This window comes from Sphingomonas echinoides (assembly GCF_029623395.1).
Classification (GTDB): Bacteria; Pseudomonadota; Alphaproteobacteria; order Sphingomonadales; family Sphingomonadaceae; genus Sphingomonas; species Sphingomonas echinoides_A.
In genome coordinates, this window is record NZ_JAPYKK010000040.1 from 1 (window position 1) to 13,756 (window position 13,756).

At 67.4% G+C, this 13,756-nt stretch carries 17 protein-coding genes; 12 read left to right on the top strand and 5 right to left on the bottom strand.

Annotated elements, in window-relative coordinates; genetic code table 11:
* Together QBJ92_RS17710 and QBJ92_RS17715 are read right to left on the bottom strand one after the other, a co-directional pair.
* A partial coding sequence (locus QBJ92_RS17710) for a hypothetical protein (RefSeq protein ID WP_277971015.1) occupies positions 1-1,369 on the bottom strand: 1,369 nt, incomplete at its 3' end.
* The gene (locus QBJ92_RS17715) at positions 1,366-2,109 is read right to left on the bottom strand and encodes an ABC transporter ATP-binding protein (protein WP_277971016.1); all 744 of its coding nucleotides are present in this window, start codon (positions 2,107-2,109) and stop codon (positions 1,366-1,368) included. The genes QBJ92_RS17715 and QBJ92_RS17710, both read right to left, overlap by 4 nt.
* A 96-nt stretch (positions 2,110-2,205) precedes the next feature.
* On the opposite strand from QBJ92_RS17715, the gene QBJ92_RS17720 reads away from it, so the two are divergent.
* From QBJ92_RS17720 to QBJ92_RS17760, 9 genes are all read left to right on the top strand, one after another.
* Positions 2,206-2,715 carry a YbgC/FadM family acyl-CoA thioesterase gene (locus QBJ92_RS17720; RefSeq protein ID WP_277971017.1) on the top strand — a complete coding sequence of 170 codons (510 nt, stop codon included), beginning with the start codon at positions 2,206-2,208 and terminating at the stop codon, positions 2,713-2,715.
* 13 nt (positions 2,716-2,728) lie between these two features.
* Complete coding sequence (gene tolQ, locus QBJ92_RS17725; protein ID WP_277971053.1) at positions 2,729-3,421, top strand: protein TolQ; 693 nt, start codon at positions 2,729-2,731, stop codon at positions 3,419-3,421.
* 3 nt (positions 3,422-3,424) lie between these two features.
* Positions 3,425-3,862 carry a protein TolR gene (gene tolR / locus QBJ92_RS17730; RefSeq protein ID WP_242137931.1) on the top strand — a complete coding sequence of 146 codons (438 nt, stop codon included), beginning with the start codon at positions 3,425-3,427 and terminating at the stop codon, positions 3,860-3,862.
* A gap of 13 nt (positions 3,863-3,875) precedes the next feature.
* Complete coding sequence (locus QBJ92_RS17735; protein ID WP_277971018.1) at positions 3,876-4,964, top strand: cell envelope biogenesis protein TolA; 1,089 nt, start codon at positions 3,876-3,878, stop codon at positions 4,962-4,964.
* Between the two features lie 10 nt (positions 4,965-4,974).
* A complete protein-coding gene (gene tolB / locus QBJ92_RS17740) occupies positions 4,975-6,405 on the top strand; it encodes a Tol-Pal system beta propeller repeat protein TolB (protein WP_277971019.1) in 1,431 nt (476 codons plus the stop codon).
* Between the two features lie 86 nt (positions 6,406-6,491).
* Positions 6,492-7,001 carry a peptidoglycan-associated lipoprotein Pal gene (pal, locus tag QBJ92_RS17745; protein ID WP_277971020.1) on the top strand — a complete coding sequence of 170 codons (510 nt, stop codon included), beginning with the start codon at positions 6,492-6,494 and terminating at the stop codon, positions 6,999-7,001.
* 171 nt (positions 7,002-7,172) lie between these two features.
* A complete protein-coding gene (locus QBJ92_RS17750) occupies positions 7,173-8,072 on the top strand; it encodes an SPFH domain-containing protein (RefSeq protein ID WP_277971021.1) in 900 nt (299 codons plus the stop codon).
* A gap of 10 nt (positions 8,073-8,082) precedes the next feature.
* A complete protein-coding gene (locus tag QBJ92_RS17755) occupies positions 8,083-8,295 on the top strand; it encodes a toxin-antitoxin system HicB family antitoxin (protein ID WP_277971022.1) in 213 nt (70 codons plus the stop codon).
* Positions 8,288-8,533 (top strand): hypothetical protein, encoded by a 246-nt coding sequence (locus tag QBJ92_RS17760; protein ID WP_277971023.1) that lies wholly within the window; start codon positions 8,288-8,290, stop codon positions 8,531-8,533. The genes QBJ92_RS17755 and QBJ92_RS17760 overlap by 8 nt, the downstream gene beginning before the upstream one ends.
* A 123-nt stretch (positions 8,534-8,656) precedes the next feature.
* Here the strand turns inward: QBJ92_RS17760 and QBJ92_RS17765 are convergent, their stop codons facing one another.
* The 3 genes from QBJ92_RS17765 to QBJ92_RS17775 all read right to left on the bottom strand — a co-directional run bounded on the left by QBJ92_RS17765 (position 8,657) and on the right by QBJ92_RS17775 (position 11,737).
* Complete coding sequence (locus QBJ92_RS17765; RefSeq protein WP_277971024.1) at positions 8,657-9,532, bottom strand: S1/P1 nuclease; 876 nt, start codon at positions 9,530-9,532, stop codon at positions 8,657-8,659.
* Positions 9,533-9,683: 151 nt separating this feature from the next.
* A complete protein-coding gene (locus QBJ92_RS17770) occupies positions 9,684-10,598 on the bottom strand; it encodes an isoaspartyl peptidase/L-asparaginase family protein (RefSeq protein ID WP_277971025.1) in 915 nt (304 codons plus the stop codon).
* Entirely contained in the window at positions 10,595-11,737 is a 1,143-nt protein-coding gene (locus QBJ92_RS17775) for an acyltransferase family protein (RefSeq protein WP_277971026.1), read from the bottom strand. Before QBJ92_RS17775 ends, QBJ92_RS17770 begins: the two co-directional genes overlap by 4 nt.
* Before the next feature lie 133 nt (positions 11,738-11,870).
* Here QBJ92_RS17775 and ispG point away from each other — a divergent pair, with 133 nt between their 5' ends.
* The 3 genes from ispG to QBJ92_RS17790 are packed head-to-tail and all read left to right on the top strand — an operon-like array spanning position 11,871 to position 13,720.
* Positions 11,871-13,013, top strand: coding sequence for a flavodoxin-dependent (E)-4-hydroxy-3-methylbut-2-enyl-diphosphate synthase (gene ispG, locus QBJ92_RS17780; protein ID WP_242137921.1), 1,143 nt, complete (start codon positions 11,871-11,873; stop codon positions 13,011-13,013).
* 36 nt (positions 13,014-13,049) lie between these two features.
* Entirely contained in the window at positions 13,050-13,346 is a 297-nt protein-coding gene (locus QBJ92_RS17785) for an AbrB/MazE/SpoVT family DNA-binding domain-containing protein (RefSeq protein WP_277971027.1), read from the top strand.
* Between the two features lie 8 nt (positions 13,347-13,354).
* On the top strand, positions 13,355-13,720 hold the full coding sequence (locus tag QBJ92_RS17790) for a type II toxin-antitoxin system VapC family toxin (RefSeq protein WP_277971028.1): 366 nt from the start codon (positions 13,355-13,357) through the stop codon (positions 13,718-13,720).
* The last annotated feature ends 36 nt before the right edge of the window (positions 13,721-13,756 follow it).

Sequence of the window (13,756 nt, forward strand, 5' to 3'; positions counted from 1 at the left end):
TCGACAGGAGTCCTGCAACCACCGACCCGGCGCGGCGCTTGTTGAACGCGCCGCGTTTGGCCGGCTTGCCGAGTTTGAGCTCGACATAGCCCGCAGCCCCGCCGCCGAGCAGCGTCATCCCCAGCGTGATGACCGCCCCCAGCAACGTCTCGCGCGCGATGACGATCGGCAACAGCAAGGCGAACGGCGCGGCGATCCCGAAGGCGGCGAGCAGCTTGGCGCGGTCGACCTGCGCGCGGGCGACCGGCGCGACGCTGAGCAAGTCGGGCGCATCCTCCGCCGAGACGGTCAGCCAGGCGAAGCTGCCGACGAGCTGGCTGGTGATGAGCACACTTGCGAAGGCGAGCGCGGCGGGGATCGGCAGCGCATGCCGCCCGCCGAACAACCCGAGGCACAGCGGCGCCAGATAGATCATTCGGAGCACGATCTGGAAGGCGAGCGCCGGGTCGCGCACCAGCAACGTCCACTCCTTGGCGAACACCGTGCGCGTCAGGCCCGCACGGAACAGCCGTGCGCTCGCGCGACCGGTCGGGCGGCGGCGCGACCGCCGCGTGGTGCCGTCGAGATAGCCCGACAGGAACGCGCGTTCGAGCGTCGCACCCGCCGCCGCGAACGCAGCGAACCCGAAGCCCAGCACGATCATGACTGCGACAGGATCGCCGAACGCGGCCTGGCCGGGCACCCCGCTTGCGCCCGAAGTACCGATCCCGGCGTCGCGCAGCCGGGCGAACAGCGCGCCGAACGTGCCGGTGCGGCCTTCGTCGCGCGGGAGCAATTGCGTGGCGAGGAACAGCCCGCCCCCCATCACCGCCGCGACGACTTGCCCGACTGTGCGGGCCGCGCGCGGGCCGACCAGCGTCGCGATCAGCAGCGTCAGCGCGAGCCCGAGCGACGCGGCGACCAGCGCGAGTGCGATCAACAGTGCAACCATCCCGAACAGCCGCGGATGCCCAAGGATCGCGACCGGGAGGACGATCGGCAGCAGCAGCACGGCATAGGTCAGCGCGATCGTCGCGGCGATGCCGAGCAGCTTGGCGCGCAACACGCTCCGCCCCTGGACCGGCGCGGACAGTAACAGCGCGAGGTCGCCGCTTTCGTACAGCGTGCGTTGGCTCCCGATCATTGCCTGCGCGGTCATGAAGGTCAGCATCAGCGCGCACACCGCGAGCACCCCGATCCGCGCGTCCGGCGGAATCGGGATCGGCGTATCGCGCAGCATCCAGCCCGCGCCGCAGCCGATCGCCAGCCATCCCGCGACGAGCAGATAGCCGATCCAGCGGGTCGCGCCACGCGTCGGTCGCGCGCGGAACGCGAGCCGCAGTTCGTGACGCGCGAGCCAGGCGAAGCTGCCCGCCGGGGTCAGGGTCATGCCGTGACCGGCGCGCTGGTCAGGCGGATGAACGTGTCCTCCAGTGTCATCCCCGCCGTCCCCGCGCGGTCGCGCAAATCCTGCAACGTGCCTTCCGCGAGCAATCGCCCGCCTGCTATGATCCCGATCCGGTCCGCCATCCGCTCGGCGACCTCCAGGATATGGGTCGTGACGATCACGGTCTTCCCCGCATCGACTTGCGCGCGAAGTGCATCTTTCACCAGCCGCGCCATCGCCGCGTCGAGCCCGGTCAGCGGTTCATCGAGGATCAGCAGCCGGGGATCGTGGATCAGCGCGCCCGCCAGCGCGACCTTCTGCTTCATGCCGCGCGAGAACCCCTCGCACCGCGTGTCGCGCTGGTCCCACAGCTCGAGCCAGTGGAGCAGTCGGTCGGCTTCGTCGGCGGCGGCATGCGGGTCCATCCGCCACAGCCCCGCGACGAACGCGAGATATTCCAATGGGGTAAGCTTGTCGTACAGCATCGCCTCGTCGGGCAACCACGCGGTGATCGCCTTGGCGCCGAGCGGATCGCGCTGCGTGTCGATCCCGAAGATCTCGATCGACCCGGCGTCTTGCTGCGCGAGCCCGGCGACCATCCGCAGCGTCGTCGTCTTCCCCGCGCCATTGGGGCCGAGCAGCGCGTAGAGTTCCCCGGCAGCGATATCGAGGTCGAGCCCCGCGATGACGGGCGTGTCGAAGCTCTTGGCGAGCCCCCGGATGCGCAGCGCGGATGTCGTCATCTCGCCTGTTTACGCGGTGCCGCGCGCTCGTCCAGCGGCATTGCCGGGGCGGTGCGGGGTTTTCGTCGCGACGGCTTGCCGCTACAGCGAGCGCGCATGCCGCAGCCCGATCCCGCCCCTTCCGCTTCGCGCGGGTCCGTCGATGCGCTCGACCAGCCCGCGCGCGGGCGGATCGTCGACGGGGAACACCGCTTCCCGGTGCGGGTCTATTTCGAGGATACCGACCTTTCGGGGATCGTCTATCACGCCAATTATCTGCGCTACATGGAGCGCGCGCGCTCGGACATGCTGGTCCGCGCCGGGATCGACCAGCGCGCGCATCAGGAGGCGGGCGGAGGTACCTATGCGGTCACGGCGCTCGCGATCCGCTATCGCGCGCCGGCCCGGCTCGACGACGCGCTTATTATTATCACACAATTACAACAAATTCGCGCGGCCTCGGTTGATATTCATCAACGGGTCATGTTGGGTGCCCAGATACTCACCGAAGCCGATGTCACCGCGGCACTGGTATCGCCCGGCGGACGCCCGCTCCGCCAGCCGGCCGCATGGGTGACCGCGTTCCTGCAAGTGATGGGCGAAATGCGAAGCGATCAGGGGAAATGACGTCGTGAACGAGATGATGCTGAATACCGACGCCGCGAGCATGTCGCCGATCGCGCTGTTCCTCCAGGCCGACGTGGTCGTGAAGGCGATCATGATCGGCCTGTTGCTTGCGAGCGTGTGGACCTGGGCGATCATCATCGGGTTCGTGGTCAAGCTCGGCGGTACCCGCCGCAAGATCGACGCGTTCGAGAAAGAGTTCTGGAAGGCCGAGGACATCGACGCCTTCTACAAGCAGCATGTCGACAACAAGCTGCCGATCGCGCGGGTGTTCGTCGCCGGCGTTGCGGAATGGCGGCGCTCGACCGTCGGCGGGCAGATCGATCGTGCCGCGACGCGCGAACGGCTCGCGACCGCGATGGGGGCTTCGGTCGCGAACGAGATCGACATCCTGTCCGACCGGCTCAACGTCCTCGCGACGATCGGTTCGGTCGCGCCGTTCGTCGGGTTGTTCGGGACGGTGTGGGGGATCATGCGCAGCTTCACCGGGATCGCACAGGCGCAGAACACCTCGCTCGCGGTCGTCGCGCCGGGGATCGCCGAGGCGCTGTTCGCGACCGCGATCGGCCTGTTCGCCGCGATCCCTGCGGTGATCGCGTACAATCGCTTCAGCCACGGCATCAACCGGGTCGAGGCACGGCTCAACCGTTTTGCCGACGGCTTCCACGCGACGCTCAGCCGGCAGCTCGAGAGCGACGGGCGGCGCTGAACCATGGCGATGAACCTCCCCAGCCAGCGCGGGCGCGGCCGACGCGCGCCGATGGCGGACATCAACGTCACGCCGATGGTCGACGTGATGCTGGTGCTGCTGATCATCTTCATGGTCACCGCCCCGCTGCTGACCGCGGGCGTCCCGGTGAACTTGCCCGACAGCCGCGCCAAGGCGCTCGACCAGGACCAGAAGCCGATCGAGATCTCGATCGACAACCAAGGCCAGGTGTTCGTCGCCAAGGATCTGGTCGGCGATGCGATGCTTCCCGACATCCTGTCGCAGCTTGCCGCCAAGGCCGACCCCGCCAAGCCGCCGCAGGTGTTCCTGCGCGCGGACACCAAGCTCGATTACGGCAAGGTGATGCGCGTGATGGGCGAACTCAACCGCGCCGGGCTCAACCGCGTGGCGCTGGTGACGGTCAGCCAGGACGGCAACTGAGATGGACGGGCGGATGAGCCGCAGCGAGGGGATCGCGCTGGGCGTGGCCGCGCTTGGCCATGTCGTGCTGTTCGCGATCCTGTCGCTGAGCTGGAGCGCGACCAAGCTGCCGCCGCCTGTGAACAAGCCGATCGATGTGTCGCTGGTCGACAATGTCGCGCTCGAGCAGACCGCGCCGCCCGCCGCCGAACCGCCTGCGCAATCCGCCGCGCCCGACGCCGGCCCGCCCGAGGACGCTGCGCCGCCAGCCGAGGAAGCAGCGGCCGCGCCTGAACCCGAGCCGGTGCCGGTCCCAGTGCCAAAGCCGCAACCCAAGGCGGAGCCCAAGGCGGAACCGAAGCCCCAACCCAAACCGCAGCCGAAGCCGGTCCCCCAGCCCAAGCCCGAGCCCAAGCCGGTCCCGAAACCCGTTCCGGTGCCAAAGCCGCAACCCAAACCCAGGCCAGAACCGAAGGCCGAAGCCAAGCCGAGCAAGGCCGACCTCGCCAAAGCGGCGCAGGAGAAGGCCGCGCAAGCCAAGGCTGCGCAGGCGAAGGCGGCTGCCGCGGCCAAGGCCGTCGCGGACGCCAAGGCGGCGAAAGCCGCAGCCGCCGCATCGGCGGCAAAGGCAGCAGCGGCAAAGAGCGCAGCGGCCAAGGGCAATGGCGCGAATGCCAAGTCGACCAAGGCGCGCGCGACCGGATCGCTGCTCGACGACGATTTCCGCAAGGGCCTGACGCAAAGCGCGAGCAAGGCCAAGGCGTCCGACGCCGCGCCCGGCGCGACGATGAACGCGCAAGCCGCCGCCGACATCGGCTCCGCGATCCGGCGGCAGGTCCAGCCATGCGCGGATCGCCAGCCCAATCCGGGGCCTGGCGCCTCGCGGATCATCGTGACGATCCGGCTCCAGCTCAACCGCGACGGGTCGCTCGCCGGGCGACCGACGGTTGCGCCGGATCACGGCGGAGTCGACGACGAGAATCGCCGCTATGTCGACGTGGTCGACCGCAACGCGATCGCGACCTTCACCGGGTGCGCGCCGCTGCGTGGTCTGCCGCCCGAGCTTTATGACGTGCCGCGCGGGTGGAAGACGTTTATCCTGCGCTACAAACTTCCGGGCTGAGGAACTGCCGATGCTTCCCAAGACGATGCTCAAGACCCTGTTGACCGTGTCCGGGGCCGCGCTGTTGGCCGGCGCCGCGACCGCGCAAACTGCCGCCCCGCCCCCGTCGGTGCCGCAGCCCGCGCCGCAAGGCGGGTTGCAGGCCCCTGCCCCCGGCGGCGCGCCCAATGGCCAACAGGGCGGCGAACTGGTCGTCGACGTCGTCGGCGGGATCGCCGCGCCGCTTGGGATCGCGGTGCCGACCATGCCCACCAGCGAAGCGGTCGACACGCCCGCGGGCCGCACCGACGTGCTCGGCGCGCAACTGTCGAAGATCATCACGACCGATTTGCGCAATTCGGGTCTGTTCAAGCCGCTCGAAGCCGGACTGAAGCCCGTGACCGTGCCCGAAGTCACCGCGCCGACGTTCGAGTATTGGACCGGCGCCGGCGCCTCCGCATTGGTGCAGGGCTATGTCCGCGCGACCGGGGACGGGACGCTGACGGTCGGCTGCTATCTCTACGACGTCACCTCCCGCAACGAGATCGCGCGGCAGGGCTTCGTCGTCCCGCCGAGCGACTGGCGCCGCGCGGGGCACAAGTGCGCCGACATGGTCTATTCCAAGCTGACCGGCGAAGGCCCCTATTTCGACAGCCGTGTCGTCTACGTCTCCGAAACCGGCCCCAAGGGTCGCCGTATCAAGCGGTTGGCGATCATGGACCAGGACGGCGAGAACCACCGCTTCCTGACCAACGGCCAGGCGATCGCGCTGACCCCGCGGCTGTCGCCCGACCAGCGCTCGATCGTGTACATGAGCTATCTCAACGATCGGCCTGCGATCTATGTCTATGATCTGGCGTCGGGGCGGCAGAAGCTGCTGGTCGCCAACAACGACCTGACGTTCGCGCCGCGTGTTTCGCCCGACAGCCGCTGGGTGCTGTTCTCGATGGCGCGGGCGGGGAATACCGACATCTATCGCGTTCCGCTTGCCGGTGGCACGCCGCAGCGGCTGACTCAGTCGACCGCGATCGACACCGGCGGCACCTACTCGCCCGACGGCAGCCGGATCGCGTTCGAAAGCGACCGCTCGGGTACGCAGCAATTGTACGTGATGAACGCGGACGGATCGCAGCAGCAGCGGATCAGCTTTGGCAGCGGGCGCTATGCGACCCCGGTGTGGAGCCCGCGCGGCGACCTGATCGCTTATACCAAGATCGGCGGATCGTTCCGGATCGGGGTGATGAGCCCCGCTGGCGGCAACGAAAAGCTGCTGACCGACGGATCGCAGGACGAGGGTCCGAGCTGGTCGCCCAACGGCCGCGTGCTGATGTTCTTCCGCTCGACCGGTGGTGGTAGCGGCAAGGCCGATCTGTGGTCGGTCGATCTGACCGGAGTCAACGTGCGACGGGTTCCGACCGTCCTCGATGGATCCGATCCGGCCTGGGGACCGTTACGCCCTTAATATCGATTTCCATGAATGCACCGGTCGATCGTGTAGTGATGTCGTGTAACCGGATGTTCGTTTCCGAATCCCCAAGGAGAAACCCGATGGCTAAAGTAACGACTTCGATCCTGATTGCGACCGCGCTGCTCGCAACCGCCGCCTGCAGCAAGAAGCGCCCCGCGGTCATTCCGCCCGCGCCGAGCGGTACCGCGCCGGTCGACCCGAATGCCGGCAACACCGGCGCGATCGTTCCCGGTTCGCGCGCCGATTTCGAACGTTCGGTCACGAGCAACACCGTCAACTTCGCACTCGACAGCTATGACATCGATGGCTCCGCGCGCGCGATCCTCGATAGCCAGGCGGCGTGGCTGGCGAAATATCCCAACGTGACGGTCAGCCTCGAAGGCCATTGCGACGAGCGCGGCACGCGCGAGTACAACCTCGCGCTCGGCGACCGTCGGGCCAATTCCGCGAAGAACTATCTCGCGGCACGCGGTGTCGCGGCGGGGCGGATCTCGACGATCAGCTACGGCAAGGAGCGTCCGATCGCGCTGGGGTCGGACGAGCAGAGCCTCGCGCAGAACCGTCGTGCGGTGACGATCGTTCTGAACTGATCCTTCTCGCGGTTCGGTTGGAAGGGGGCGGTGTCCAGAAGGACGCCGCCCCCTTTTTTGGTCCGTCGCGCTCCCCAGCCGCCGTGTTTGATTCAATCGGCGGCCCACCACCCAATTGCGTCCCGCCCCGCAATGATATAAATATGATATCATAATAAACGGGAGGTACCGATGGTCGAGTCGCTCGAACGCAACACCGCACTCACCCTGTCGCACGAACGCGCGGCGCAGACGTCAAACGGGTATGTGATGCTGCTGGTGATCGTCGCGGCGCTGCTGCTCGCGGTGTTCGGCATCACCCAGATCGAGACCTCCGATTTCGGCGGCGTGCTCGTCGCGGTCGGTGCGCTGACCGCGGGCTTCGTCGCGGGTGGTTTCTACATGCAGCAACCCAATCAGGCGACCGCAATCACGCTGTTCGGGGCGTACAAGGGCACCGATCGCGTCACGGGCTTACGCTGGGTGCTGCCCTGGCTGTGGCGCAAGCAGGTGTCGCTGCGCGCGAACAACATGATTTCGGAACGGCTAAAGGTCAACGACTTGCGCGGCAACCCGATCGAGATCGCCGCGCAAGTCGTGTGGCGCGTCACCGATACCGCGCAGGCGCTGTTCGACATCGACGATTACAAGGCGTTCGTGATCGTCCAGATCGAGGCGGCGGTGCGGACGATCGGCGCGCGCTACCCCTATGACGATTACGAGCACCAAGAAGTGACGCTGCGCGGCAACCACGAGCAGGTTGGCCAGGAACTGCGCGCCGAGCTGATCGCGCGACTGGTGACGGCGGGGATCACGGTCGACGAATGCGGCTTCACGCACCTTGCCTATGCGCCGGAGATCGCGGGCGCGATGCTGCGGCGGCAACAGGCGCAGGCGGTGGTCGCCGCGCGCGCGACGCTGGTCGAAGGCGCAGTCGGGATGGTCGAGATGGCGCTCGACCTGTTGTCGGCGAAGGGCGTGGTCGAGCTTGACGACGAACGCCGCGCGGCGATGGTGTCCAACCTGATGGTCGTGCTGTGCGGCGAGCGCGATACGCAGCCGGTCGTCAACGCCGGCTCGCTCTACCAATAGGCGCGAACGGATGGCGGATCCCCCCGCGAAGAAGGCGTTCGCGCTCCGGCTCGACCCCGCGCTGCATGCGGCGGTCGAACGGCTCGCCGCTGGCGAACTGCGCAGCGTCAACGCACAGGTCGAATGCCTGCTGCGCGAGGCGCTCGCGCGGCGCGGGGTCAAGCTCGACGCGCCCAACCCGCCCCGCCGGGGGCGGCCACCGAAAGAGGATAGCGATGCGTAAGGCGGATGACGGCTATTGGTTCGTGCCCAAGGCGTTCGGGATCGGCGCGACGCCGGTGACGTGGCAGGGCTGGGCGCTGACGATCGGTTTCGTGGCGCTGGCAGTGCTCGACATGACGCTGATGCCGGACCGGGTGGCGCGGATCGGGGTGCTCGTCGCGCTTCTGCTGTTGTTCACGCTGATCGCACTGCGCAAGACGCGTGGCGGTTGGTCGTGGCGTTGGGGTGGACGGGGGTAAGGGGACCAACCCCCACCGTTCGTTTCGCGCGTAGTTGACAAGTCGGCGCTGTGCCGGGTTTCTCGACTTCGCTCGAAACGAACGGTTAGAAGTGGATAGCTGCGGCAGTTTGCCCGCCTGCCTTTACCCCAGCGCCGCATCCAGCAGCTTCGCCAGTCGCAACCCGCCGCGCTCGACTTCGAGCCGCGCGACCGGCACCAGCTTCGCGATCGTCGCTTCGTCGAGCGTCACGCGGTCGGGCGTTGGTGCGCACGGATCGGCCATGACGCTCGCATAGGTGACGTCATGCGCGACCTGCCAGCTTTCGCGGCTCCAGTCGGTCACGTCGCCCGCCGCAACCTTTGCGCGGACGGCGGGCGCGTAGCGACGGACCAGCGACGGCCCCGAGGTGATCGCCCGCTCAGCGAGCAAGCCGTCCCAGATCGAATGCAGGTTGAGCCGCGGCGGAGCGTAGCTGTCGTACGACGCCTTGACGTCGTTGCCGCCCTTGTCGTCCTTCTCGCCCGCATGGAGCGGCTGGTGGAGATCGCCGACGAAGTGGATCAGGAAGACCAGCGCCTCGAGCTTGTCCTTCTGCGATGCACGACGATTCTTGAGCGTCGCGACGTCACGCGTGATCTGCGCCGAGACGCAATTGCCGTCCTTGCACGCCTCGGTCAGCGAGAACGGGCGGCAGATGTTCACGTCCTGAAAGTGCCAGGTGTAGGCGTAACCGAAGCGCGGCTTGCCGTCCGCGCCCTTGATCGGCTTGACGCAATCCGCCCAGACGCTTGCGTCCGCCATCGTCCCCGCCTTGCACGTCGGCGTGTCGAGCAGCGCCTGCTGCGCGAGTAGCCGGTGGATCGCGGCGCGGGTCTTGGGGCGGATATTGGCCTCGGCGATCCGCGCGACGGTCTGATGGCCATATTCCCAATAGGCTGCGGCAGGCGTGGCGCTGGCCGCGGCAAACAGGGTGGCGGCAGCGATAAGCGCTGGGCGAACGCGACGGAGACGGGTCATGAGCCGCGCTTTAGGCGTCTGATGGGGTTGGCGAAAGCGGGAATGCTGGGAGGTTGCGGCTAAGCTTCTTCCCGTTTCCCCGCGCAGGCGGGGATACAGGGTTACGACCACAGCCCCTGTAACCCTGGTCTCCTGCCTGCGCAGGAGCACGTCAGGCTTGGCCGAACACCCCGATCTCGCGGCCACCCTCCGACGAAAGCCGCGCGCGGTACATGCCGGGGGTGGTGAAATGCCACGCCGCACTGGCGTCGGGTGCGGCGACGATCACCCCGCCGGTGCCCCCCATCGCGTGCACCTCGTCGAGCACCGCCTTTGCCGCGTCGGCCACCGGCTCCCCGCCGATCCGCGCGCGGGCGCAGATTTCGTGCGCGACGCCGACGCGGATAAAGAACTCGCCCGAGCCAGTGCACGATATTGCGCCCGCGCGATCGTCGGCATAGGTGCCCGCGCCGATCAGCGGTGAATCGCCGATCCGGCCCCAGCGCTTGCCGGTCACGCCCCCGGTTGAGGTGGCGGCGGCGACATGGCCGTGCGAATCGCACGCGACCGCGCCGACCGTGCCGTATTTCATGTCGACGTCGAACTTGCCGCCCCCGGCAAGCATTTCCTCAAGCTGCGCGCGGCGTTCGGGGAGGACGAGCCAGTCCTGCGTCGCCGCCTCGCAGCCCTGTTCGCGCGCGAACGTATCCGCGCCTGCGCCGCTGAGCAGCACGTGCGGGCTGTGCGCCATCACCGCGCGGGCAAGCGACACGGGATTGCGCGTCGCGGTGACGCCCGCGACCGACCCGGCGTTGCGGTCGCGCCCGTCCATGATCGCGGCATCGAGTTCGGCAATCCCGTCGTGCGTCAGCGCGGCACCGCGCCCCGAATTGAAGTGCGGATCGTCCTCCAGCACGCGCACCGCCGCCTCGACCGCGTCGAGTGCGGTGCCGTCCGCCGACAGCACCGCCGCCCCCGCATCGAGCGCGCGACCCAGCGCCGCTTCCGCACCCTCGACCTGGGCCGGGGTGAGCGTCTCGCGGGTCATCTGCCCGGCACCGCCGTGGATCATCAGGGTCCAGCTCATGTCATGTGTTCCTTGCGGGGGAGCGGGCGCAGCCCGATCAGCGGGCGAAGCCAGCCGATCCGTCGCCCGATCAGATAGAAAAGCCAGCACCCGGCGATCGTCGCGACGACCAGCACCGTGAATTCGGCGAGCGGCGGAAGGCGCAGCGGGAGCAACGCGCCCTCGACCCCGACGATGATCGTCTGGTGGATCATGTAGAAAGGGAACACCGCCTCGGTCAGCGTCCGGCGCCAGCGCAGGTCGAAATTGAGGAAGCGGTCGGCGATCCCGATCAGCGCGATGATCGAGCTCCAGCCATGCACCGGGCGCGCCACCGCGAACACCGTGCCGAAGGGGGCCGTGGGATGTGCGAGTCCCGGCCAGCGCCATTCGATCCCCGCCGAAACCGCATAGCTGACGAGCGCAACGACCAGCGCCACGGGCCAGTAACGATGGATCGCCGCAAGCGCGCGCGGCGATCCGGCGAGCGCGAAGCCGAACAGGAAGCCGGGCAGATATTGCACGTGCGACACGCCATCGCGGATCAGGTCGTTGGTCGGGCCCTTGCCGGGGAACAACCATACGCTGACGATCACCAGCCACGCCATCGGCAGGAGCCACACCAGCACGGTGCCGAACACCCGGTCGAACGCGCGCTGGAGGCTGCGCCGCCCGACCAGCATCACGCCGAGCACGAGCAGCATCGTGTAGAGCCAGAGATAGCCGACGAACCACAGATGCTGCCAATTGGGCAACGGCAGGCCGTGGACCTTTGCGAACCGGAAATAATCGTGGAGCAGGAAATGGCCGAAATCGTGGGTGTAGCCGCGCTGCGTGGTCAGCTCGATCCACGGCTGGACGGGAACGATGACGAGCACGCCGAACAGCAACGGCACCAGCAGCCGCCACGTCCGATTGCGCGCGAACCGCGCCGCGCCGTGCCCGCGCGCGAGCAATGCGCGGCTGGCATAGCCCGACACGACGAACAGCAGCAGCAAGCGCCAGCTGTTGAGCGCGAGCATCGGCACCGCGACCCAGGGAATCGGGTGCGCGGTCTTGGCGTGATAGCCCCAGGGGACGAACACCATGCCGATATGGTAGAAGATAAGCAGGCCGAACGCGCCGATTCGCAGCCAGTCCAGACCATAATGCCGTTCCATCGGGCTTCCCTTAGCCGATGATCGCGCTTTGGCCAGCGCGTGCGGGACGGTGCCGCCGCTTTCAAGCGGCAAAAGGTTCCCGTTCGGCGATCGAGCCGCTATATCGGCCCCGCAGCGAAGGAAACTTTCTCCCATGTCTCTACGTCCGTGGCGCGATATCATGCGTCGTCAATCCCGCCAGATCATGGTCGGCAATGTCCCCGTCGGCGGTGACGCGCCGGTCACCGTGCAGACGATGACCAATACGCCGACCAGCGACCCGCGCGCGACGATCGACCAGATCCGCCGCTGCGAGGATGCCGGCGTCGATCTGATCCGCGTTTCCTGCCCGGATGTGGAAAGCACCGCCGCGCTGAAACAGATCGTCCGCGCGAGCCGCGTGCCGATCATCGCCGACATCCATTTCCATTATAAGCGCGCGCTGGAAGCGGCGGACGCGGGGGCCGCCTGTTTGCGGATCAACCCGGGCAACATCGGCTCGGCGTCGCGCGTCCGCGAAGTGATCGATGCGGCCAAGTCGAACGGCTGTGCGATCCGCATCGGCGTCAACGGCGGCAGCCTCGAGAAGCATCTGCTCGAGAAGTACGGCGAGCCATGCCCGGATGCTTTGGTGGAATCCGCGATGGATCACATCAAGATCCTGCAGGACCATGATTTCCACGAATTCAAGGTCGCGGTGAAGGCGTCCGACTTCTTCCTCGCGGTCGCAGCCTATCATCAGTTGGCCGAGCAGGTCGATTGCCCGCTGCATTTGGGCATCACCGAGGCGGGCGGGTTCGTCGGCGGGACGGTCAAGTCGTCGATCGGGATCGGCTCGCTGCTGTGGGCCGGGATCGGCGACACGATCCGCGTCTCGCTTTCGGCCGAACCCGAGGACGAAGTCCGCGTCGGGTTCGAGATCCTCAAGGCGCTCGGCATCCGCAACCGCGGCGTGCGCGTGGTGTCGTGCCCGTCGTGCGCGCGGCAGGGGTTCGACGTGATCCGCACCGTGCAGGCTTTGGAAGAGCGGCTTCAGCATATTCGCACGCCGATGTCGCTGTCGGTGCTCGGCTGCGTCGTCAACGGTCCGGGCGAAGCGCGCGAGACCGATATCGGGCTGACCGGTGGTGGGAACGGCAAGCACATGGTGTATCTGTCGGGCGTGACCGATCACACGGTCAACAGCGAGGACATGCTCGAGCACATCGTCAAGCTGGTCGAGGACAAGGCTGCGGCGATCGAGGCGCATGACGCGGCGCTGGCGGCGGCGGTGCCGGTGCCCGTGGCGGCGGAATAGGTCCTGTGGTATCTGGTGGGTCCTGGAGGATCCACCATGACCTACCATGCCAAAGTGACCGCTGGCGGTACGATTGCCATCCCCCCGGAACTCCTTGCGGAATTGGGGATCAAGGAAGGCGACTCGCTGGTGATCGAACGGGCAGAGGATGGCGGCTTGATCGTCAAGACCTACGCGCAGATCGTCAAAGAGGTGCAGCGTACGTTTCGCGCGATGCTGCCGCCCGACTATAGCGGCAGCATGGTCGATGAACTGATCGCGGAACGGCGGGCGGAAGCCGCACGCGAAGAGGCCGAGCTCGAAGATTGGATGCGGATGCACCAAGCGCAATGAGCGTGGTTATGGACGCGTCCGCAGTCCTTGCGATCCTCTTTGGGGAAAGGGGCGCGGACGTGGCAGCCGCCTCGGCACGTGGCGCACGGCTTTCCACGGTCAATCTCACCGAAATTCTCGAGAAGATCGCACGCAGGACAGGCACGTGCGACGCGGTACTGCCGACCCTTGCCGAACTGAAGATCGACATCGTTCCGTTCGATCACCATCAGGCGCGCCTGGCGGCGGATCTCAAACCCCGAGTCGGCAAGAATGATTCGTTTGCCGATCGCGCCTGCCTGTCTCTCGCGCTTGCCTGCGCGCTGCCGGTCGTCTCGGCCGATCGGGCCTGGGCCGACCTCGATATCGGAGTCGCTATCCACATGATCCGGTAATCCGCCTCTGCGTCATGCGTGACGTTGGTGGCGCTC

Coding starts and splice junctions, on each gene's coding strand:
- QBJ92_RS17715 (WP_277971016.1), bottom strand. CDS start 2,109: ATGACGACATCCGCGCTGCGCATCCGGGGGCTCGCCAAGAGCTTCGAC.
- QBJ92_RS17720 (WP_277971017.1), top strand. CDS start 2,206: ATGCCGCAGCCCGATCCCGCCCCTTCCGCTTCGCGCGGGTCCGTCGAT.
- tolQ (WP_277971053.1), top strand. CDS start 2,729: ATGATGCTGAATACCGACGCCGCGAGCATGTCGCCGATCGCGCTGTTC.
- tolR (WP_242137931.1), top strand. CDS start 3,425: ATGGCGATGAACCTCCCCAGCCAGCGCGGGCGCGGCCGACGCGCGCCG.
- QBJ92_RS17735 (WP_277971018.1), top strand. CDS start 3,876: ATGAGCCGCAGCGAGGGGATCGCGCTGGGCGTGGCCGCGCTTGGCCAT.
- tolB (WP_277971019.1), top strand. CDS start 4,975: ATGCTTCCCAAGACGATGCTCAAGACCCTGTTGACCGTGTCCGGGGCC.
- pal (WP_277971020.1), top strand. CDS start 6,492: ATGGCTAAAGTAACGACTTCGATCCTGATTGCGACCGCGCTGCTCGCA.
- QBJ92_RS17750 (WP_277971021.1), top strand. CDS start 7,173: ATGGTCGAGTCGCTCGAACGCAACACCGCACTCACCCTGTCGCACGAA.
- QBJ92_RS17755 (WP_277971022.1), top strand. CDS start 8,083: ATGGCGGATCCCCCCGCGAAGAAGGCGTTCGCGCTCCGGCTCGACCCC.
- QBJ92_RS17760 (WP_277971023.1), top strand. CDS start 8,288: ATGCGTAAGGCGGATGACGGCTATTGGTTCGTGCCCAAGGCGTTCGGG.
- QBJ92_RS17765 (WP_277971024.1), bottom strand. CDS start 9,532: ATGACCCGTCTCCGTCGCGTTCGCCCAGCGCTTATCGCTGCCGCCACC.
- QBJ92_RS17770 (WP_277971025.1), bottom strand. CDS start 10,598: ATGAGCTGGACCCTGATGATCCACGGCGGTGCCGGGCAGATGACCCGC.
- QBJ92_RS17775 (WP_277971026.1), bottom strand. CDS start 11,737: ATGGAACGGCATTATGGTCTGGACTGGCTGCGAATCGGCGCGTTCGGC.
- ispG (WP_242137921.1), top strand. CDS start 11,871: ATGTCTCTACGTCCGTGGCGCGATATCATGCGTCGTCAATCCCGCCAG.
- QBJ92_RS17785 (WP_277971027.1), top strand. CDS start 13,050: ATGACCTACCATGCCAAAGTGACCGCTGGCGGTACGATTGCCATCCCC.
- QBJ92_RS17790 (WP_277971028.1), top strand. CDS start 13,355: ATGGACGCGTCCGCAGTCCTTGCGATCCTCTTTGGGGAAAGGGGCGCG.